14 protein-coding genes and 1 pseudogene are annotated in these 16,661 nt (G+C 27.6%); 5 read left to right on the top strand and 10 right to left on the bottom strand.

All coding sequences use genetic code 11. The features are described from left to right. Window positions 1–106: 106 nt before the first annotated feature. The gene (locus JWF52_RS04925; protein ID WP_353654875.1) at window positions 107–2,119 is read right to left on the bottom strand and encodes an FtsX-like permease family protein; all 2,013 of its coding nucleotides are present in this window, start codon (window positions 2,117–2,119) and stop codon (window positions 107–109) included. A 10-nt stretch (window positions 2,120–2,129) separates the two neighbouring features. Continuing rightward, window positions 2,130–2,882 carry an ABC transporter ATP-binding protein gene (locus tag JWF52_RS04920; RefSeq protein WP_208332229.1) on the bottom strand — a complete coding sequence of 251 codons (753 nt, stop codon included), beginning with the start codon at window positions 2,880–2,882 and terminating at the stop codon, window positions 2,130–2,132. A gap of 306 nt (window positions 2,883–3,188) precedes the next feature. Here JWF52_RS04920 and JWF52_RS04915 point away from each other — a divergent pair, with 306 nt between their 5' ends. The 3 genes and pseudogenes from JWF52_RS04915 to JWF52_RS04905 all read left to right on the top strand — a co-directional run bounded on the left by JWF52_RS04915 (window position 3,189) and on the right by JWF52_RS04905 (window position 4,954). Beyond that, window positions 3,189–3,476 (top strand): hypothetical protein, encoded by a 288-nt coding sequence (locus JWF52_RS04915; RefSeq protein WP_208332228.1) that lies wholly within the window; start codon window positions 3,189–3,191, stop codon window positions 3,474–3,476. Between the two features lie 16 nt (window positions 3,477–3,492). Next, entirely contained in the window at window positions 3,493–3,699 is a 207-nt protein-coding gene (locus JWF52_RS04910) for an excisionase (RefSeq protein ID WP_208332227.1), read from the top strand. 75 nt (window positions 3,700–3,774) lie between these two features. Beyond that, window positions 3,775–4,954: pseudogene (locus JWF52_RS04905) on the top strand (site-specific integrase). Between the two features lie 180 nt (window positions 4,955–5,134). Here the strand turns inward: JWF52_RS04905 and JWF52_RS04900 are convergent. The 5 genes from JWF52_RS04900 to JWF52_RS04885 all read right to left on the bottom strand — a co-directional run bounded on the left by JWF52_RS04900 (window position 5,135) and on the right by JWF52_RS04885 (window position 11,773). Then, a complete protein-coding gene (locus JWF52_RS04900) occupies window positions 5,135–5,986 on the bottom strand; it encodes a 4Fe-4S binding protein (protein WP_286184011.1) in 852 nt (283 codons plus the stop codon). Continuing rightward, a complete protein-coding gene (locus tag JWF52_RS19215; protein ID WP_286184010.1) occupies window positions 5,986–6,129 on the bottom strand; it encodes a CD1871A family CXXC motif-containing protein in 144 nt (47 codons plus the stop codon). Before JWF52_RS19215 ends, JWF52_RS04900 begins: the two co-directional genes overlap by 1 nt. Before the next feature lie 2 nt (window positions 6,130–6,131). Next, window positions 6,132–6,740 (bottom strand): TlpA family protein disulfide reductase, encoded by a 609-nt coding sequence (locus tag JWF52_RS04895; RefSeq protein WP_208332225.1) that lies wholly within the window; start codon window positions 6,738–6,740, stop codon window positions 6,132–6,134. A 305-nt stretch (window positions 6,741–7,045) separates the two neighbouring features. Further along, entirely contained in the window at window positions 7,046–10,159 is a 3,114-nt protein-coding gene (gene ebgA, locus JWF52_RS04890; protein WP_208332224.1) for a beta-galactosidase subunit alpha, read from the bottom strand. 123 nt (window positions 10,160–10,282) lie between these two features. Then, complete coding sequence (locus JWF52_RS04885; RefSeq protein WP_208332223.1) at window positions 10,283–11,773, bottom strand: amino acid permease; 1,491 nt, start codon at window positions 11,771–11,773, stop codon at window positions 10,283–10,285. Between the two features lie 386 nt (window positions 11,774–12,159). On the opposite strand from JWF52_RS04885, the gene JWF52_RS04880 reads away from it, so the two are divergent. After that, window positions 12,160–12,981 carry an AraC family transcriptional regulator gene (locus tag JWF52_RS04880; protein ID WP_208332222.1) on the top strand — a complete coding sequence of 274 codons (822 nt, stop codon included), beginning with the start codon at window positions 12,160–12,162 and terminating at the stop codon, window positions 12,979–12,981. Between the two features lie 194 nt (window positions 12,982–13,175). Here the strand turns inward: JWF52_RS04880 and JWF52_RS04875 are convergent, their stop codons facing one another. From JWF52_RS04875 to JWF52_RS04865, 3 genes are all read right to left on the bottom strand, one after another. After that, window positions 13,176–14,375 (bottom strand): MFS transporter, encoded by a 1,200-nt coding sequence (locus JWF52_RS04875; protein WP_208332221.1) that lies wholly within the window; start codon window positions 14,373–14,375, stop codon window positions 13,176–13,178. A 73-nt stretch (window positions 14,376–14,448) separates the two neighbouring features. Next, complete coding sequence (locus tag JWF52_RS04870) at window positions 14,449–15,270, bottom strand: MerR family transcriptional regulator (RefSeq protein WP_208332220.1); 822 nt, start codon at window positions 15,268–15,270, stop codon at window positions 14,449–14,451. Between the two features lie 42 nt (window positions 15,271–15,312). Beyond that, a complete protein-coding gene (locus JWF52_RS04865) occupies window positions 15,313–16,125 on the bottom strand; it encodes a MerR family transcriptional regulator (RefSeq protein ID WP_208332219.1) in 813 nt (270 codons plus the stop codon). An 84-nt stretch (window positions 16,126–16,209) separates the two neighbouring features. Here JWF52_RS04865 and JWF52_RS04860 point away from each other — a divergent pair. Next, window positions 16,210–16,661 (top strand): MATE family efflux transporter (locus JWF52_RS04860; RefSeq protein ID WP_286184009.1); only part of this gene is annotated, 452 nt, incomplete at its 3' end.

Here is a 16,661-nt window from a genome sequence, read left to right as displayed (position 1 = left end):
TCACTCCTCATATTGTATTTTTAAATAATTATAGCAGATTATATGAAACAAGAAAAACCAGTCAATCGCTCTATGATACTGATCTGACTGGATTTTCATATATATTTTATAATTTGAGTGCTGCCTTATAACAAGCTCTGACAGTTAAAACATAATAAATTGTATAAATAATAATGGTTAATAGAACAGCAGTAATTACAGGAATATATTGACTAAATGAGCTTCCTAACAGATTTTGCATTAACCCTACTTTGTATACCATTGTTGCAAATATGCAATCTAGTAATCCTAAAAAGAAAGGAATACTAAAAAAAGTCAATACCTGTTTTCTGATAATTTTTTTTATATAGCTTTTTGTATAACCTATTTTTCTTAAAATCTCGTAGTCTGATTTTGAATCAGTTATAGAAGAAACATTATTGAAATATAAAATACTTCCAACAGCAATAAAGAATAATATCACAAGAAAACCAATTAAAAGAATTGTTGAACTATTTAAATATATAAGTTCATTTATCCTATGTGAATTCCCTTGTAAATAAGGACTATTATTCAAATAATCAGATAAAGCACTATATAGAGTTTCATTATTTTGGATTGAATCTCCATTTATGCTTACAATCGTTGACAATGGATGTTGGATACTTGAAATATCATTGTACAAATTATCGCTGACTACTAAAGTGCCCATACTGTTGGCAAAAGAAATTGCATTATCTAATGATACTTCTTTTACAATAACTATTTTTTCTACTGTTCCAAAATTTAAACAGTATTTATTCCCTTTTTCTGATACTGTATCATTAGGTTGGTATTTCATCAATATTACTTCATTATCATTTAATTGTGTAAGTCCTTTTAATACTTTCTCTCTCCCTTGTACCTTTAGTAACTTCATATATTGTGAATATGAGATACATTCAAATCCTGCTTCACGCAATACATTTTCATTATTTGCTCTATTTTTTGAAGCTCCTATATCATACTCCTTTGGTAAATTATCAGATACAGTTGTAACTTTATAAATGTCTGTTGTTAGTAAGGAAATATCATTTTCATTTGAACAATATTGTTTTATAAGATTTTTTATATCTTGTATTTTTGTGTCATTTTCCATTTTAAATTCAATCTCTGATGGAGCTATCCTTCCAACAGAAGCAATTGGATAATAAAGTGTTAATGCCATAACGCTAGATATTGTTAATGTGGCGGCTGACAACAAAGTAAGCATAATAAGTGTTTTAGAATTTGAACGAATACGATAAATGAAATTAGGTGTTGAGATTATTTTTGTACTTGTATAAAATATTTTCTTTTTACGTTTACTTACTTGAACTATGAACGGAAGAAAAGAAGCGATAAAAAACACCGTTCCAATGACAACAAGAAACATTGTTAATAAGCCTATTTGATAAAATCCAATTGTTATCCACAAAGAATTTGAACCTATAAGGATATTTAAAGTTAATAAATAACCTCCTAAAATCATAATGAATCCTAAAAATGCCGATATTTTATGAACCTTCATTTTCTTTTCGGCGCTTTTTTCATATCGTACTAAATTCATTAAAGATGTTTTATAAAGAAATATACTATTTGAAATTGTTAATATAAGCACTACTATAAATACAAATAGAGCAGTTTTACAAATTGCATTAAAATCAAAAAGGTGTATTTCAGAATTGTTGATACCCAGATTAAGCAATTCGTTAATCAAGAAAATAATTCCTTTATGTGCAAATGCACCAAATATAATCCCAACTATAACTGCACCAAAACAGATTAAAATATTTTCAAATATTAATAAAGATAATATGTTTGCCTTACGGTAACCCATTAATGCATATATACCTAATTCTTTTGTTCGTCTTCGTAAGAAAAAACGATTAGAATAAGTCATATAAAATAGTACAAATACCATTAAAAATACGGATATTACAGTACACATTGTTTCAACTCGACCATCAGTAGAAATCCTTTCTATCATAACTGTATTAACTGAAAAAGATGTAAATGCGAAAAATACCGTTATAACAAATGCAATAGAAATCAAATAAAGTGAATAAAAAGAAAATTTTTTTATTAGATTTCTTATCGCCATATGAAATGTATTCATCATAATTTCCCCCTTATCTGTTGATATCTAATTTAGAAATTTCTTTGACAATCTGCTCATAGAAAAGTTGTCTATTTTTATTAGTAGCTTTGTGTAGTTCTTGAACAATATGTCCATCTTTAAAAATCAAAATACGATTTGTGAAGCTGGCGGCGTAAGGATCATGTGTTACCATTAAAATTGTTGTTTTTAATTCGTTGTTTGCTTCATATAAAGCGTTTAATAATTCAGTTGCTGAATTTGAATCTAAAGCTCCAGTTGGTTCATCTGCAAATAAGATACTTGGTTCTTTAACAATTGCTCTAGCTGCTGAAACACGTTGCTTTTGTCCTCCAGATAATTCGTTTGGATATTTATTAAGTTGTGACGCAATACCAAATCTTTCTGCTAAACTTTTGATTTTAATTTCTATTTTTTTTGGTGGTAGCTTTTGCATTGTTAAAGGAACTGCTATATTTTCTTGAATAGTAAGGCTATCTAATAAAAAGTATTCTTGGAAAATAAAGCCTAAATTATCTCTACGAAAATCTGCAGAACGTGTGTCATTAAGAGATTTTAAATTTACATCATTGATATACACTTCTCCATCTGTAGCTTTGTCAATTGTAGAAAGGACATTTAATAGTGTCGTCTTCCCAGACCCAGATGCTCCCATAATTCCTATGAACTCACCCTCTACAACTTCAAAGGAAACCTTATTTAAACTTGGCTTTTGTCCTTTTGAATAAATTTTAGTTATGTCATTTACTTTTAATATCGTACGCATTATAATATCTCCTTTCGCTATCGTATAACAAAATTATATTTCTCTAAAAAATATAAGGCATGAGTAAATATCGCAATCTTTTTTGCGTGAATTACTCACGCTTTACACAATAAAATGTAATATGCTCCTTTAAAAGGAAGTGATTTGATGAAAAACATACTAATTATAGAGGATAATAATGCTTTGTGTACTTTATTAGTTAGAATTTTAGAAAAATACTACATCGTTTATAGTGTTTCTAGTCTAAGTAAAGCCAGAAATTTTTTAGAAGGAAAAAAATAAAAGTCGTTGGAAAACTTGTCGTTTTTGGGGACGTTTTTAGGTGCTATAAAGCCTTTGAAATTGAATATTCAACGACCTCAAAACTCTCTTGTAGAAACACAACAATGGCTCAAAGATGGAGGCGTATTATCAGCTATTAAATGGGTTTACTTTTTAGAAGAACATAACGCTCTTTGGGAATTGAAATCTATTGATGATATGCTTTCTAAGGTGCATTATAGTCCTACTCTTACGAGTAAACTTACGGCTCATTTACAACGTATGGAACGTGAAGAACTCATACCGTATATTCAGTATAGTACTAAACTATAATACATGGAGGGATTCGATGAGTATAAAAAAAGACATTCCTGTATGGGAAAAATATATTCTTACCATTGAAGAAGCTTCAAAGTATTTTAATATAGGACACAATAAACTCCGTAAAATGGTAGAAAGTAATAAGCATGCTAATTGGTTTATTATGAATGGGAATCGTGTTCAGATTAAACGAAAACAATTTGAACAAGTAATAAATGAACTAGGTACTATTTAATGAAAATGAGCCTTATATATGATATTATTTTAATATATCATATCAAGGCTCTTTCTATTGAAAGGAGCAGATATAATGTCGGAAAAAAGACGATATAGTAAAGGTCGTATTTTAAAAACTGGAGAGAGTCAGAGAAAGGATGGAAAATACTTATATAAATATGTAGACGCATTAAGAGAAACACAATTTGTATATTCTTGGAAACTTGTTCCAACAGATAGTGTTCCAAAAGGCAAACGTGATTGTCTATCACTTAGAGAAAAAGAAAAAAATATAAGAAAAGATATAGAAGATGGTATAGATACTGTAGGTAAGAAGATGACACTTTGTCAACTCTACTCAAAACAAAACTCAAATAGAGCTAATATAAAGAAAAGCACTCAATATCAACGTAAACAGCTTATGAAGCTATTAAAACAAGATAAGCTAGGGTCAAGAAGTATTGCCACCAGATGCTAAAGAATGGGCTTTACGCATGAAAGAAAACGGTTATGCGTATAAAACTATAAATAACTATAAACGTTCTTTAAAAGCTTCATTTTATATTGCAATAGCAGATGATTATGTAAGAAAGAACCCTTTCGATTTTGTATTGAGTACAGTTATAGAAGAGAATTCTAATTCAAAACAAGCACTTACTAAAGAGCAGGAAGAACATCTTTTATCTTTTGCGAAAACAGATAGAACATAGCGTAAATATTATGATAAACTTGTTATACTGTTAAAAACAGGACTTCGTATTTCAGAACTATGTGGATTGACTAAGAATGATATAGATTTTGAAAATTATCTTATCCATGTCAATCATCAGTTGTTGAGAAATAAGGAGGTTGGGTACTATATAGAAATCCCTAAAACAAAAAGTGGAACACGTTATATTCCTATGAGTGATAAAACTTGCAAAGCGTTTAAACGTGTTATGCCAAGAAATCAGAAAGTTAATTATATAGAGATTGATGGATATAGCAATTTCTTATTTATTAATGAAAAAGTATATCCCATGACTAATGCTTATTATACAGGAGCTTTTTCTAATCTCACAAAGAAATATAACAAATACCAGGAAAATGAATTACCCAAAATAACACCTCATATTTTACGTCATACATTCTGTACTAGATTGACAAATAAAAATATGAATCCTAAAAGTTTACAGTACATCATGGGACATTCAAACATTAATATTACTTTAAATCTATATACTCATGCGTCTATTGATGGTATAAAGGAAGAAATGAGAAGTTTGATGATATAAATTTACCACGATTTATACCACGTTTGATAGTGAAAATATGGGAATAAATATAAAGATATATAAGTATTATCAGGTAGTATAAATGTCTGCAAACCTTGAAAACAAAGAACTTACATACATTTATAAAGATTTGTAAAAATAATTTAAAATTTACATTTAATTTTATTTAAATATTAAATTTTAAGCTTTTGCCTTATCATATATTTTAATTTCAAATCCTGATGAAATAGCTCCTTTACTACAGACTCTCTTACAATCTCCACAACGAATACACTCACCTGAATTACAGTCTTTTGTTACTTCTATATTCATCTTACAAGCTCTTTCGCAAGCCTTACATCCGCTACATTTAAACTTATCTAAATTCATTTTATAAAAACTTAGCTTATTAAAAAGTGAATAAAAAGCACCTAATGGACAGATGTACTTACAAAATGGTCTATAAATAAATATAGATGAAACTATTGTTAAAATAAGTAAACCTATCTTCCAGTTAAATAAAAATCCTACTACTTGTCTTAATCCTTCATTTTTTATTAAAAGTGGAATTCCACCCTCTAAAGTTCCAGTTGGACAAATCCACTGACAAAAATAAGGTTGGGCGATTTCATATTTATTAGTTAAAAATATAGGTAAAAGTATAACTGGTATAAGTAACACTAGATATTTAACATATCTTAAAGGTTTATCAATATATTTTGGAATTTTTAACTTTGGTGTTTTTATTTTATAAAGCAAGTCTTGTATAAATCCAAACGGACATAAAAATCCACATACAAATCTACCTAAAAGTACACCGAATAATATCATTATTCCAACTACATAATAAGAAAAGTTGTAATATTTACCTCCTAGAACTGCTTGTAGTGACCCTATTGGGCAAGAAGCTACTGCACCAGGACAAGAGTAGCAATTTAATCCCGGTGCACAAATGTATTTTGATTTTCCTTCATAAATTTTTCCTTTAAAAAATCCAGCAATATACCCATTTGAAAGTACAGTTGCCATAATTTGAATATACGTTCTTTTCATTATCCCACTCCAATACATTCAAGACAAATTTTCACAGCCTTTTTTAAAACCATAAGGTGCTCCTGCCTTAATATACCTATACAGATAAAATATATTGAAATTAGAAGCAAAATATATTTACTAAAATGCTGTAAATTTTTCATTATTACTTTGCCTCCACTAATTTTAATCGATCAATTATAGATTTTTCATACGCTTTAGCTGTTTGTTCATCAAAATGAGGCGTACCAACAGCCTTTCCTTCACTATCAACAAATATTGTTGTAGGAAATGCTTGTACATCATCAGTAAGATTTCTCTTTAAAAATTCATCTGGAATTAATGTTGTAAATTTAGCTCCTGTCATTTTCATAATTTCTTTTGCAAAATCTAAATCCTTTTTACTATCTCCTGCATCTGTACATATTGAAATTATATTAGTATCCTTTGGTAAATCCTCATAAAGTTTTTCAATTTCTGGCATTTCTTCTATACATGGACCGCACCCTGTATTCCATATATTTATCATTGTTAATTTATATTTACTAAATATATCTGAAGTAATTTCTTTTCCATTTAAGTCTTTTGCTTTAAACCCTTTAAGATTAGTATTTTTATATTGTTCTATTTCCTGTTGTTTTTGTTGTTTTTCTTCTTCTTCTGTAAGTACAATTACATCAGCTGGTCCTAAGAAACGAAGAATTACAACTAATGCTGTAAAAATTATTGCTATTGTGATTAATACTCTTATTAATGTTTTAATTAACTTATTCATTTTCTTCTCCTTTTTCAATTTATATATTTTATATTTCTGATAGGACTTATCCCTGTATCTAAGATATAATATTCAAAATTGAAAGTCAATATTTATTTATCGTAAAACAATAATATCATATTGAATAACGAAGCATCATATTCTTTAATAATATTGAAACAACAGTATTTTAATCTTATTTGTGAACATAAAAATTTACTTTATTCGTTTCTTCAGCAACCTATAAATCAGATAGAATATAATTGCCTTATATATAAAAAAGCCTAGTATTACAGATTTTATCTCTGTAATACTAGGCTTTTAACTTATGCCATTACTAAATTTTTGTCTTTATCAGTTATATAATCTAATACTAATTCCTCCCTAGCTACTGCTAAATCAGAAATTTCTTTATTATTATATACACTAAACTTAAATCCTAAGTTAAACTCTTCAAATTTACATCTGTACTTATCTAGTTGCCATTGTCCACAAGAGTTTGTTCCTACTCCATTTTGCTTGTAGTCAATATTAAATACTATATAATCTCTTTTCTCTAAATCTATTGTGTGTTTTGCATATTCTAAATCAGTATCTTCATAATATGATGCACTAAAATCTAGTTTATCGTTAGCTACTGCCATTACTGACATTCCTCTATCATCACTTAATCTTACCCAAGAACAATCACTTCTATTTCCATTTTCTTGAGGCTTAACATAATTTGTAAATAGCCCATCTACACTGTTTTCATATACTCCAAATAAGTTGCATTCTTTAGTATCAGCGTAAGATTCTCCTGGGCCTCTACCTTTATATTTAACATTATCTAAGTTTTTGTTAACTTTAAGTTTTAATCCTATTCTAGGTAACATTTCTGGTGCAGTTTCAATTCTTCCACTTGGAATTCCTGATACATTTACTAATATATCTCCACTACCTAAAACAGTATATTCATAAGTTGACTTGTAATGCCATGCAGAGTTTGTGCTTCCATTTATTGTTTCAACTTTAAATAATAACATGTTTTCTTTTTCTTCATAAGAAACATTTGTAACTACCTCATGCATTAAGTGCATAAAATACTTTTTCTTATAGTCTTCAACTACATACATATCATTATCTATTGGAGCTCTCCAGAAATTAAGTCTTGGGCCTTCTTCAACCAATAAATAATCATCTTTACTTATTTCTAAAATATTACCTCTTACTAAGTCAAATACTACTTTAAAGTTTTCTCCTTTAGCCGTTAATTTGCAATGTTCTTTTATAATTTCTAAACTTCCTTTTGGAGTTACTTTAATCTTTTCAGTTACTATTGGCAATTCAAATTGTGCTGTTGCAAGTTCATGACCTGCCTCACACCAAGAAGTAGCTTCTCTTAATACATAAGATATATTTAGGTAATAAGTTGAGCCTTTAGTTTTTGCAAAGTCTAAGTTATATGGTAATTTAATCTCTGCTTCACTTCTACCAGTTATTGATGGCATTGGTATTCTAGAAGAACTTATAACCTTATCATCTTCTTTTATACTATAAACTAAATCTAAGCAATCTAAGTTTTTAAAGTCATATCTATTTATTACTTTTATTAATCCTTTTTCTAAATCAACAACATGAGTTTCGGCTGGCTCTATAACTTTTTTATATTCTAATAATCCTGGAGATACACTTCTATCTGGCATTATAAGTCCATCTATGCAGAAATTTATATTACTTGGATCATCTCCAAAATCTCCTCCGTATTTATAGTAAGTTTCTCCATTTTCGCCTTTACTTTCTATACCATGGTCAAACCATTCCCATATAAATCCACCTTGTAATTTATCATAAGCATAGAATAAATCTTGATATTCTCTAAGATTTCCTGGGCCATTTCCCATCGCATGACAGTATTCACATAATATATGAGGCTTTTTAATATCATTTATTACCTTATCCATTAATAATTTACTATCATGTTCTAACCAAGTGTACATTGTACTATAAACTTCTGACACTGGCCCTTCACTTTCATCAACATTAAAATCGCCCTCATAATGAACAAGTCTTGTCGGATCTATTTCTTTAGCCTTAGATGCCATTGCTTTAAAATTGCATCCAAATGCTGATTCATTTCCAAGTGACCACATTAATATACATGGATGATTTTTATCTCTTGCTATCATTCTAGTAATTCTATTTACATAAGATTTTTCCCAAGCTGGGTCATCACTTATCCATTTATAATCTCCTGTAAGTTCAAATCCATGACACTCAAGGTCTGTTTCATCTATTACATACATTCCATATTCATCACATAAATCGTATATATAATGAGAATTTGGATAGTGAGCAGTTCTTATTGCATTTATATTATGTTGTTTCATTAATAATATATCTTTTATCATTTCTTCTTTTGCTACAACTCTTCCGTTTTTAGGATTGTAGTCATGTCTGTTTACCCCTTTAAATTTAATTGCAACACCATTTACTAAGAATACTTCACCTTTTAACTCAATTTTTCTAAATCCAACCTTTTGAGGTATTACTTGTATTAATTTTTCATCTTCATAAACTGATACTAATAAAGTGTATAAGTTTGGTTCTTCTGCATTCCACTTTAAAGGATTTTTTACTTCTTTACAGTAATTAACTTCTCCATTTTGAGTTTTTACAAAATCTTCAAATACTATATTTTGATTTATATCTAATAATTCAAATTTTACATTTTGATTATTAGTTTTTCTAAATTTTAAATCTATATTTAAAGTAGCATCTTTATATTCACTATCTAAATCAGTAACTATTTTTATATCTTCTACTCCACAAACAGGTTCAGTATATAGTTCAACATCTCTAAATATACCACTTAACCACCACATATCTTGGTCTTCTAAATATGTACCATCTGACCATTGATATACTCGAACGCAACATTCATTTTCTCCTAATTTAACCCAATCAGTTATATCAAATTCAGTTTGTATTCTAGCACCTTTACTGTATCCTACTTCTACTCCATTTATCCATACGTTATATGATGAGTCAACACCATTAAACTTAAGTATTATTCTTTCTCCTAACCAAGATTTATCTATATTAAACTTTCTCTTATATATTCCTGTTGGATTTTCTGTTGGTACATATGGAGGATTTATAGGGAAGTTATACCATAAATCTGAATAGTGCATTTTACCATACCCTTGTAATTGCCAGTTACCTGGAACTAATATATTATCCCATGAATCACTATTAAAATCTTCTTTGAAAAATCCTTCTGGTGAATACTCTGGAGCATCTAAGAATAAAAATTTCCAGCTACCATTTAGATTTTTAAAGTTGTGAGTGTATTTATTTTCTCCAAGTAATGCTAGATCTCTAGATTCAAAACTTTGAAAATGCGCTCTTGCCTCTAGTCTATTAACTCCATCAATACTAATGTTTTCCCATAGCTTCATAGTTTTTATCTCCCCTTATTTATATTATTTAATAAAGATTTATCTATTTTTAAATAAAGGACCTAATTTAAATACTATATTTAGGTCCTTTATTTCATACAAATTTTAATCAAGCAAATTTTACTATCTTGCACCTTTTATAGTTGTATCTACTAATTCATTAGCTACATCTTTACCAACTTTATTTTCATATTTCTTCCAACATATTAATGCAAATCCTAAAAATATCACTAATCCTAATACGTTATATACTAAAACAAATATTGGATTTGCAGAACCTTCTGCTAAAGTTCCATTTAAATAAGCCATTATGTCTGCTGGTGAAGGTATTGAAGATATTACAAATACAAAACTGAATAATGCAAGTAATAATATACCTATTCCTATACCAAATCCTCTTGATCCTACTTTGAAATCTCTTTTTACAGTATTTTCTTTTTTAGCTCTTAAAACAATGTATCCTACTAAGAAGAAAAGTACTGGGATTAAAGATGTTGATGCAGTCATATTTATTAATATTTCAAGTAAAGTATCAACTGAACCTATTCCAAGTGCTGGTATTATTAAAAGTACTGTTACTATCATTGCTTGAAGATAAAGTGCATTAATTGGATTTCCTTGATTATCAGTTTTAGCTACCCATTTTCCAAATATACCTTCTGGTATTTCAGAGAATAATACCTTAACTGGTGCTGCTGTCCAAAGTACTAATGAACCTAAGCTTGCAAGTAGCATTATAAATCCAACTATATTTGTTATTATATTTCCTATTCCATAATGAGAACCTAGTAATAAGAATGAATCAAATAAACCATTTGAGAAGTTTCCATGTAATGTCTCTGCTGGAACTATTAAACCTACTGCTGCTGCCCCTAATGCGTAAAGTGTTCCTACAAGTACTGTTGAAAATAACATTGTTTTTATAAATGCTTTATTTCCACCCTTAACGTCTTTTATATAAACTCCTATACTTTCAGCACCACCTACTGCTTGAAGTACCCAAGCAAGTACCATAAAGTATTTCCAATCAAACTTTGGTGACATAGTTTGTGCGCTAAATTCTTGTGCTGGTTCTTTACCTAAAAATAATATTACTCCAAAAGATAAAACTATAAATCCAATTCCAAGTACCATTCTAGCTGCCCCTGATAAACTTGTAATTTTAGATACCCAAGCTACCCCTTTAGTTGATATTATTGTTACTCCCCAGAAAAGTATTATTGATAATATTGAAATTAAAACAGTTTTTCCATCAAATATATTTTTTCCAACTAATGCGTAAGATGCATATATTAAAGTTTTAGGAAGTAATGATGTAAAGAAAAACAAGTTAACAAAGAAATACGACCATGACCCTAAAAATGCCCACTTTGCACCTAGTGAAGTTTTTATCCAACTATTAATACCCGACTCTGAATTTGAATTTGCAGATGCAAACTCTCCTATCATTAATGCAAATGGGAAAAAGTAAAATATTGTTCCAAATAAATAAGATGGTACAGTAGCTAAACCAATGTTTACACTACTATCAATAATATTTCCAAATGAAAACACTGCTGTAAATGTCATAAGCATTAAAGCACTTGAACTAAGACTTCCCCTTTTTTCACTCATAATAATCTCCTTATTAATCATTGTATTTTTGTTACATAAATAAATCTTAAAAACACAAAACAAATTTAAAAATAATAATGGCTAAAACTAAGCAAAATACATTTAAATTTATAAATCTCCCCTAGTATACCTTGATTTCATATATATACCTCTTTAGTGAAACGTTTTCTTGACACTTTAATAATATACTTTTAATACTTTCTTATCAATACAGTAATGTTGCAATGATTTGTATTATTGTTGCATATTAAAAGTTGACAATCATTCATAATTTTTCTACAATCAAAGTATAAAACTTAATTTTATATAATTATTTTCATAGACATAAGTTAAATTTTCTACAAGTTAGATATGTTACTTAATCTCATATTATAGGAGGGGCTATTATGGAAAAGTTCGGTATATTTTCTACAGATTCAAAACCTAGCAGTGAACTTTATATTTATGAATGTGGATTTGAGCATTGTGCTCCTAGAGACCCTTATCAATATGAACAGATAGATTATTATCTACTTCATTACATACTAGAAGGGGAAGGTCTTTTCTTTATGGACGGTAAAGTTCATCATTTAAAAAAGGGAGATGGATTTTTTATACCACCTTTTACCGATAATAACTACTACCCTTTAACTGATAATCCTTGGGTATATAGATGGATTGGCATTAATGGAACACAAGCACAAGAACTTTTATCTTTATGCGGATTTAAAGATAAAAACTTTATATTCAATTATACAAAAGATGATAAAATAGATAACTATTTTAAAAATATTTATGAAAGTTGTACTTCAAATAATCTCTTTGAAGCTTTAGGATATTTATACCAATTTTTATCAACTTTGATGAAAGAACATTCAACATCTTATCAAAGTTCTAGTATTCCATCTAAGGTTTATATATCTAAATCAATAGAATTTATAAAAGAAAATTACACTAAAAATATATCTGTATCTGATATTTCTGATTATTTGAATATTGATAGAAGTCATTTTTTCAAAATTTTCAAAAAAGATATGATGATAAGCCCTCAAGATTACATAATTAATTATAAAATTAAACAAGCTTGTGATTTACTTAGAAAAAGTAGTTATTCTGTATCAGAAATTAGTAGTTTGGTAGGATTTTCTTCTCCTTCTTATTTCTCAAAGACTTTTAAGAAGAATATGGATACTAGCCCTATTAAGTATAAAGAATTGTTTATAAAATAGAAAAATTCGCTTCGCTTGATACATGTATGGGCGAACAATTTCATGTCGCCAACGACTGCGTCCGTTGCTCAAGTTTAGATGTTGGGATTATAAAAAGAGTTATATTTAGATACTTTAAAATATTTAAATATAACTCTTTTTATATTAATTTTAAATTGATAGCTACATTTCATTTGGTTTATCTTATATTTAATCTAGTCCTTTATATCACTTAATAGTCCTTTTTTACTAGCATTATACAAAAGGTAAGCACATAGAGCAAATGATATACTCCCTATACTAAATGCAACTACTATAGATGAAACTTTTACAATTATTCCTGATAATAAAGTTCCTATCATTATTCCAAGATACATAACTGTAGAAGTTAATCCATTTACTTTACCTAGATATTCTTGATCTGTAGTTTTAGTTATAATAGACATAACATATCCACTTAATATTCCTCCTATAACATTATCTATAAATTGAAGTGACATAGTTAACCATGCAATTGTAGAATATCCTTCAAAAAATACTGTAAAAGCAAATACTCCAATAAGCATATATAGTATTTTAATATTGTTTAATTTTTTTGATATAGATATATAAATACCTCCACCTACAATAACTCCAATACCTGCTATTCCTGAAAAGAATTGATAAAAACTTTCATCAAGCCCAAGTCTTTGTGTCACTAAAAATATATCTAAATTATTTGCTATTCCAATTGCAAATGATAGTATTAAAAACATCTTAGTAAATACCATTAAAATAGGCTTTTTCTTTAAATATTTAAATGTAAGCTTTACATCATCTAGTAATCCTTCACTTTCAATTTTTGAAAATTCTTTACTCGGTAATGTAAATATTAAAGCTACAGATACTAAAAATAAAGCTGCTATTATAATAATAGTTTTATCCATTCCAAATGTAAAATAAAAATATGACCCTATAAAAGGCCCTATAACACAAAATAAAGAACCTAATAATTGAGATATTCCTATCGCCCCATCAATGTTATCTTCATCTACATACTCTTTAAAATACTTTTGAGACGCTGGGTAAGAAAACTGTGTTACAATAGCAGATATTAGTGTTGCTATAAATATAGCCCCTATATAACCATTTTTAATAAATAAACCTAATATTATAAAAGATATAAAACTAAATGAATCTCCTAATAACATCAATCTTTTAGGATTATATTTGTCAGCTATTATCCCTCCTATAAATGTTAATAAAAACATTGGTAAAAACTCTATAAAATTTAATGATGATATAGCAAGTGGATCTCCATTTGTAGCATCCATAATAAAAAACATTATAGCTATATTTCTTATCCATATAGCCGCTTGCTGTATAATATCAGTAATTAGTATTGTCATAAATACTCTATTTTTAATTAAATTCATTTTATCCTCCTTAAGTCACATTGCTTATTTACTATTCTAAACAATGGAGTAACTCTAAGGTCAATATATATTTTTAAATTCTTAAACTTATATTTACGAAATACGTCTCATCATCATTTTTCTTAGGTAAATAAAACTCATAGCTAACATACGCTATATTATTTTTTTCACACTTAAAATATTTATTAATGGAAACTATATAATCATTTATTTCATTTATTGCTCCGTAAAAACTAGTAGTAACAAACTTACCACTTACATTTTTCCTTACAAGTCCTATCTTATCTTCTTTTAAATATCGTTGTATTAAGCTTATATTATTTTCATTTTCTTTTATAAAAGCCATAGTTTCATCTTCTTCTATAGCTTCATTTTCTAATATATTATAAATGTAAATATAAGCCTCTTCATTTAAATGAACTAACTCTTTTTCAATTGTCACTTCATCTTTTTTATATAAATCTGAATTTAGTACAATTTTAGTATCAAATCCATAAATATTAAAGTTTTCTTCAGTTATTTTAAGTTTGCTAAAATCATATTCATTATCAAAGTTTATTATTTTATCTAATATTTCTTTGCTATTATGTATAATTTCTTGCAATCCTTCTAGTTCTTTTATTTTTCTTTTAATTATTTCTTCTTCTCTTATCACTAAATTTTTATACTCTTTTACATCTTCACTTTCTATAGTTTTTTTAATGTCCGCTAAAGATATTCCTAAATATTTTATTCCAAGGATTAATCCTAGCTTTTCTAAATGTTTTAATAAATAATATCTATATCCATTGTTTTTATCTACTTCAGGAGTTAAAATTCCTATTTTATCATAATATCTTAATGTGTCTTTACTTATATCAAAGATTTTACTTACTTGTCCTATTGAAAGCTTCATTTATTTCATCCTTTTCAGTTTTTATGATTTTATATAGATTCTCTATTTTTCATAGCTTACATTTATAGATATTTTTATAATATAGTCATCAATATTTTTCGCTACCACTTCATCAAATATTACATTTTCATAGGAATTTCCAACTATACAAAGATTATTATCTTCAATAAACTTTATCAACTCTTTATACAAAATATAAGTTTTATCATAATAACCTCTCTTATATCCAACTACGTATAGCCCTTTAGGCTTTACAATTATATTTTCATTAACTGCATCTTTATTAACCTTAGTGTAATAATAACTATAATCAGCATAATCCTCATTGTATATACTATCTTTACTTATAATAACTCCAACTGGATAGCCTATATATAAATCTTTTCTATAACAATAATCTAAATGATCTATATAACAATTTAAATCATAAGGCTCCTCACTATTATTTACTGGTCTACTAAGTAATAGATATTCCTCTTCTTGTTCTTCAATTATTATATCATTATTAAAATTCTTACCTTCTTTAACAATGTTAATTTTGTTAAAGAGCATTTCTTGCTTTCTTCTTAGATTTTTTATTTCTTTTTCAATTTCTTCATGTTCATAACTAAAAAGTTCTAAAATATTTTCTGGATTTCTATTATCCATAAAAGTTTTGATTTCCTTAAGAGGCATACCAATATCTTTTAAAGTCCATATGACATTGAATAAGTCAACTTGACTCTCAGCGTAGTATCTATAACCATTCTCCTCTACTTTTTCAGGTTTAAACAATCCTATTTCATCATAATGAAATAAAGTTTTTTTATTAATTTTAAATAGTTTGGCAAATTCGCCAGTAGAAAAATATCTCATTTTTTTATTCTCCTTATTGACTATCCTGTAACGGGATACCTTATTATATATTAAAGAAATAGATATATCAAGGAGGACATTATAATGAGTAGTTCATTAAATAATAATATAACTTTAAAATCTTTAATTAAATTTACTTTACCAACTGTTATTATGATGGTATTTTTTTCGCTAAGTACAATTATAGATGGGGTATTTTTATCTAGATATGTTGGAGCAAATGCATTATCTGCATCTAATATAGTTTATCCTGTAATAAATATTTTAATAGGTATAAGCGTTATGTTTGCTACTGGAGGAAATGCTATTGTAGCAAAATATATGGGAGAAGGTAAAAGTCAGGAAGCTAAGGAAACTTTTACACTTATTACATTAAGTGCATTAGCAACTGGAATTATAGTTGCTCTAATATCTGTAGTATTTATAAAGGATATAATATATGCTTTAGGTGCAACAGATAGCTTATATAAAAATTGTTTTGATTATCTGATTGTATTTTTAATATTTGCACCTGCTTTAATATTAAAGCTATTTTT

The organism is Clostridium sp. CCUG 7971, from assembly GCF_017590215.1.
Taxonomy (GTDB): Bacteria; Bacillota; Clostridia; order Peptostreptococcales; family Peptostreptococcaceae; genus Faecalimicrobium.
This window is presented reverse-complemented; position numbering and strand designations above follow the sequence as displayed.

What these genes read in the sequence shown, in the direction of transcription:
- JWF52_RS04870 (WP_208332220.1), bottom strand. Translation starts at nt 15,270, where the DNA reads ATGAAGCTTTCAATAGGACAAGTAAGTAAAATCTTTGATATAAGTAAA.
- JWF52_RS04885 (WP_208332223.1), bottom strand. Translation starts at nt 11,773, where the DNA reads ATGAGTGAAAAAAGGGGAAGTCTTAGTTCAAGTGCTTTAATGCTTATG.
- JWF52_RS04875 (WP_208332221.1), bottom strand. Translation starts at nt 14,375, where the DNA reads ATGAATTTAATTAAAAATAGAGTATTTATGACAATACTAATTACTGAT.
- JWF52_RS04900 (WP_286184011.1), bottom strand. Translation starts at nt 5,986, where the DNA reads ATGAAAAGAACGTATATTCAAATTATGGCAACTGTACTTTCAAATGGG.
- JWF52_RS04865 (WP_208332219.1), bottom strand. Translation starts at nt 16,125, where the DNA reads ATGAGATATTTTTCTACTGGCGAATTTGCCAAACTATTTAAAATTAAT.
- JWF52_RS19215 (WP_286184010.1), bottom strand. Translation starts at nt 6,129, where the DNA reads ATGAAAAATTTACAGCATTTTAGTAAATATATTTTGCTTCTAATTTCA.
- JWF52_RS04880 (WP_208332222.1), top strand. Translation starts at nt 12,160, where the DNA reads ATGGAAAAGTTCGGTATATTTTCTACAGATTCAAAACCTAGCAGTGAA.
- JWF52_RS04895 (WP_208332225.1), bottom strand. Translation starts at nt 6,740, where the DNA reads ATGAATAAGTTAATTAAAACATTAATAAGAGTATTAATCACAATAGCA.
- JWF52_RS04925 (WP_353654875.1), bottom strand. Translation starts at nt 2,119, where the DNA reads ATGATGAATACATTTCATATGGCGATAAGAAATCTAATAAAAAAATTT.
- JWF52_RS04920 (WP_208332229.1), bottom strand. Translation starts at nt 2,882, where the DNA reads ATGCGTACGATATTAAAAGTAAATGACATAACTAAAATTTATTCAAAA.
- ebgA (WP_208332224.1), bottom strand. Translation starts at nt 10,159, where the DNA reads ATGAAGCTATGGGAAAACATTAGTATTGATGGAGTTAATAGACTAGAG.
- JWF52_RS04910 (WP_208332227.1), top strand. Translation starts at nt 3,493, where the DNA reads ATGAGTATAAAAAAAGACATTCCTGTATGGGAAAAATATATTCTTACC.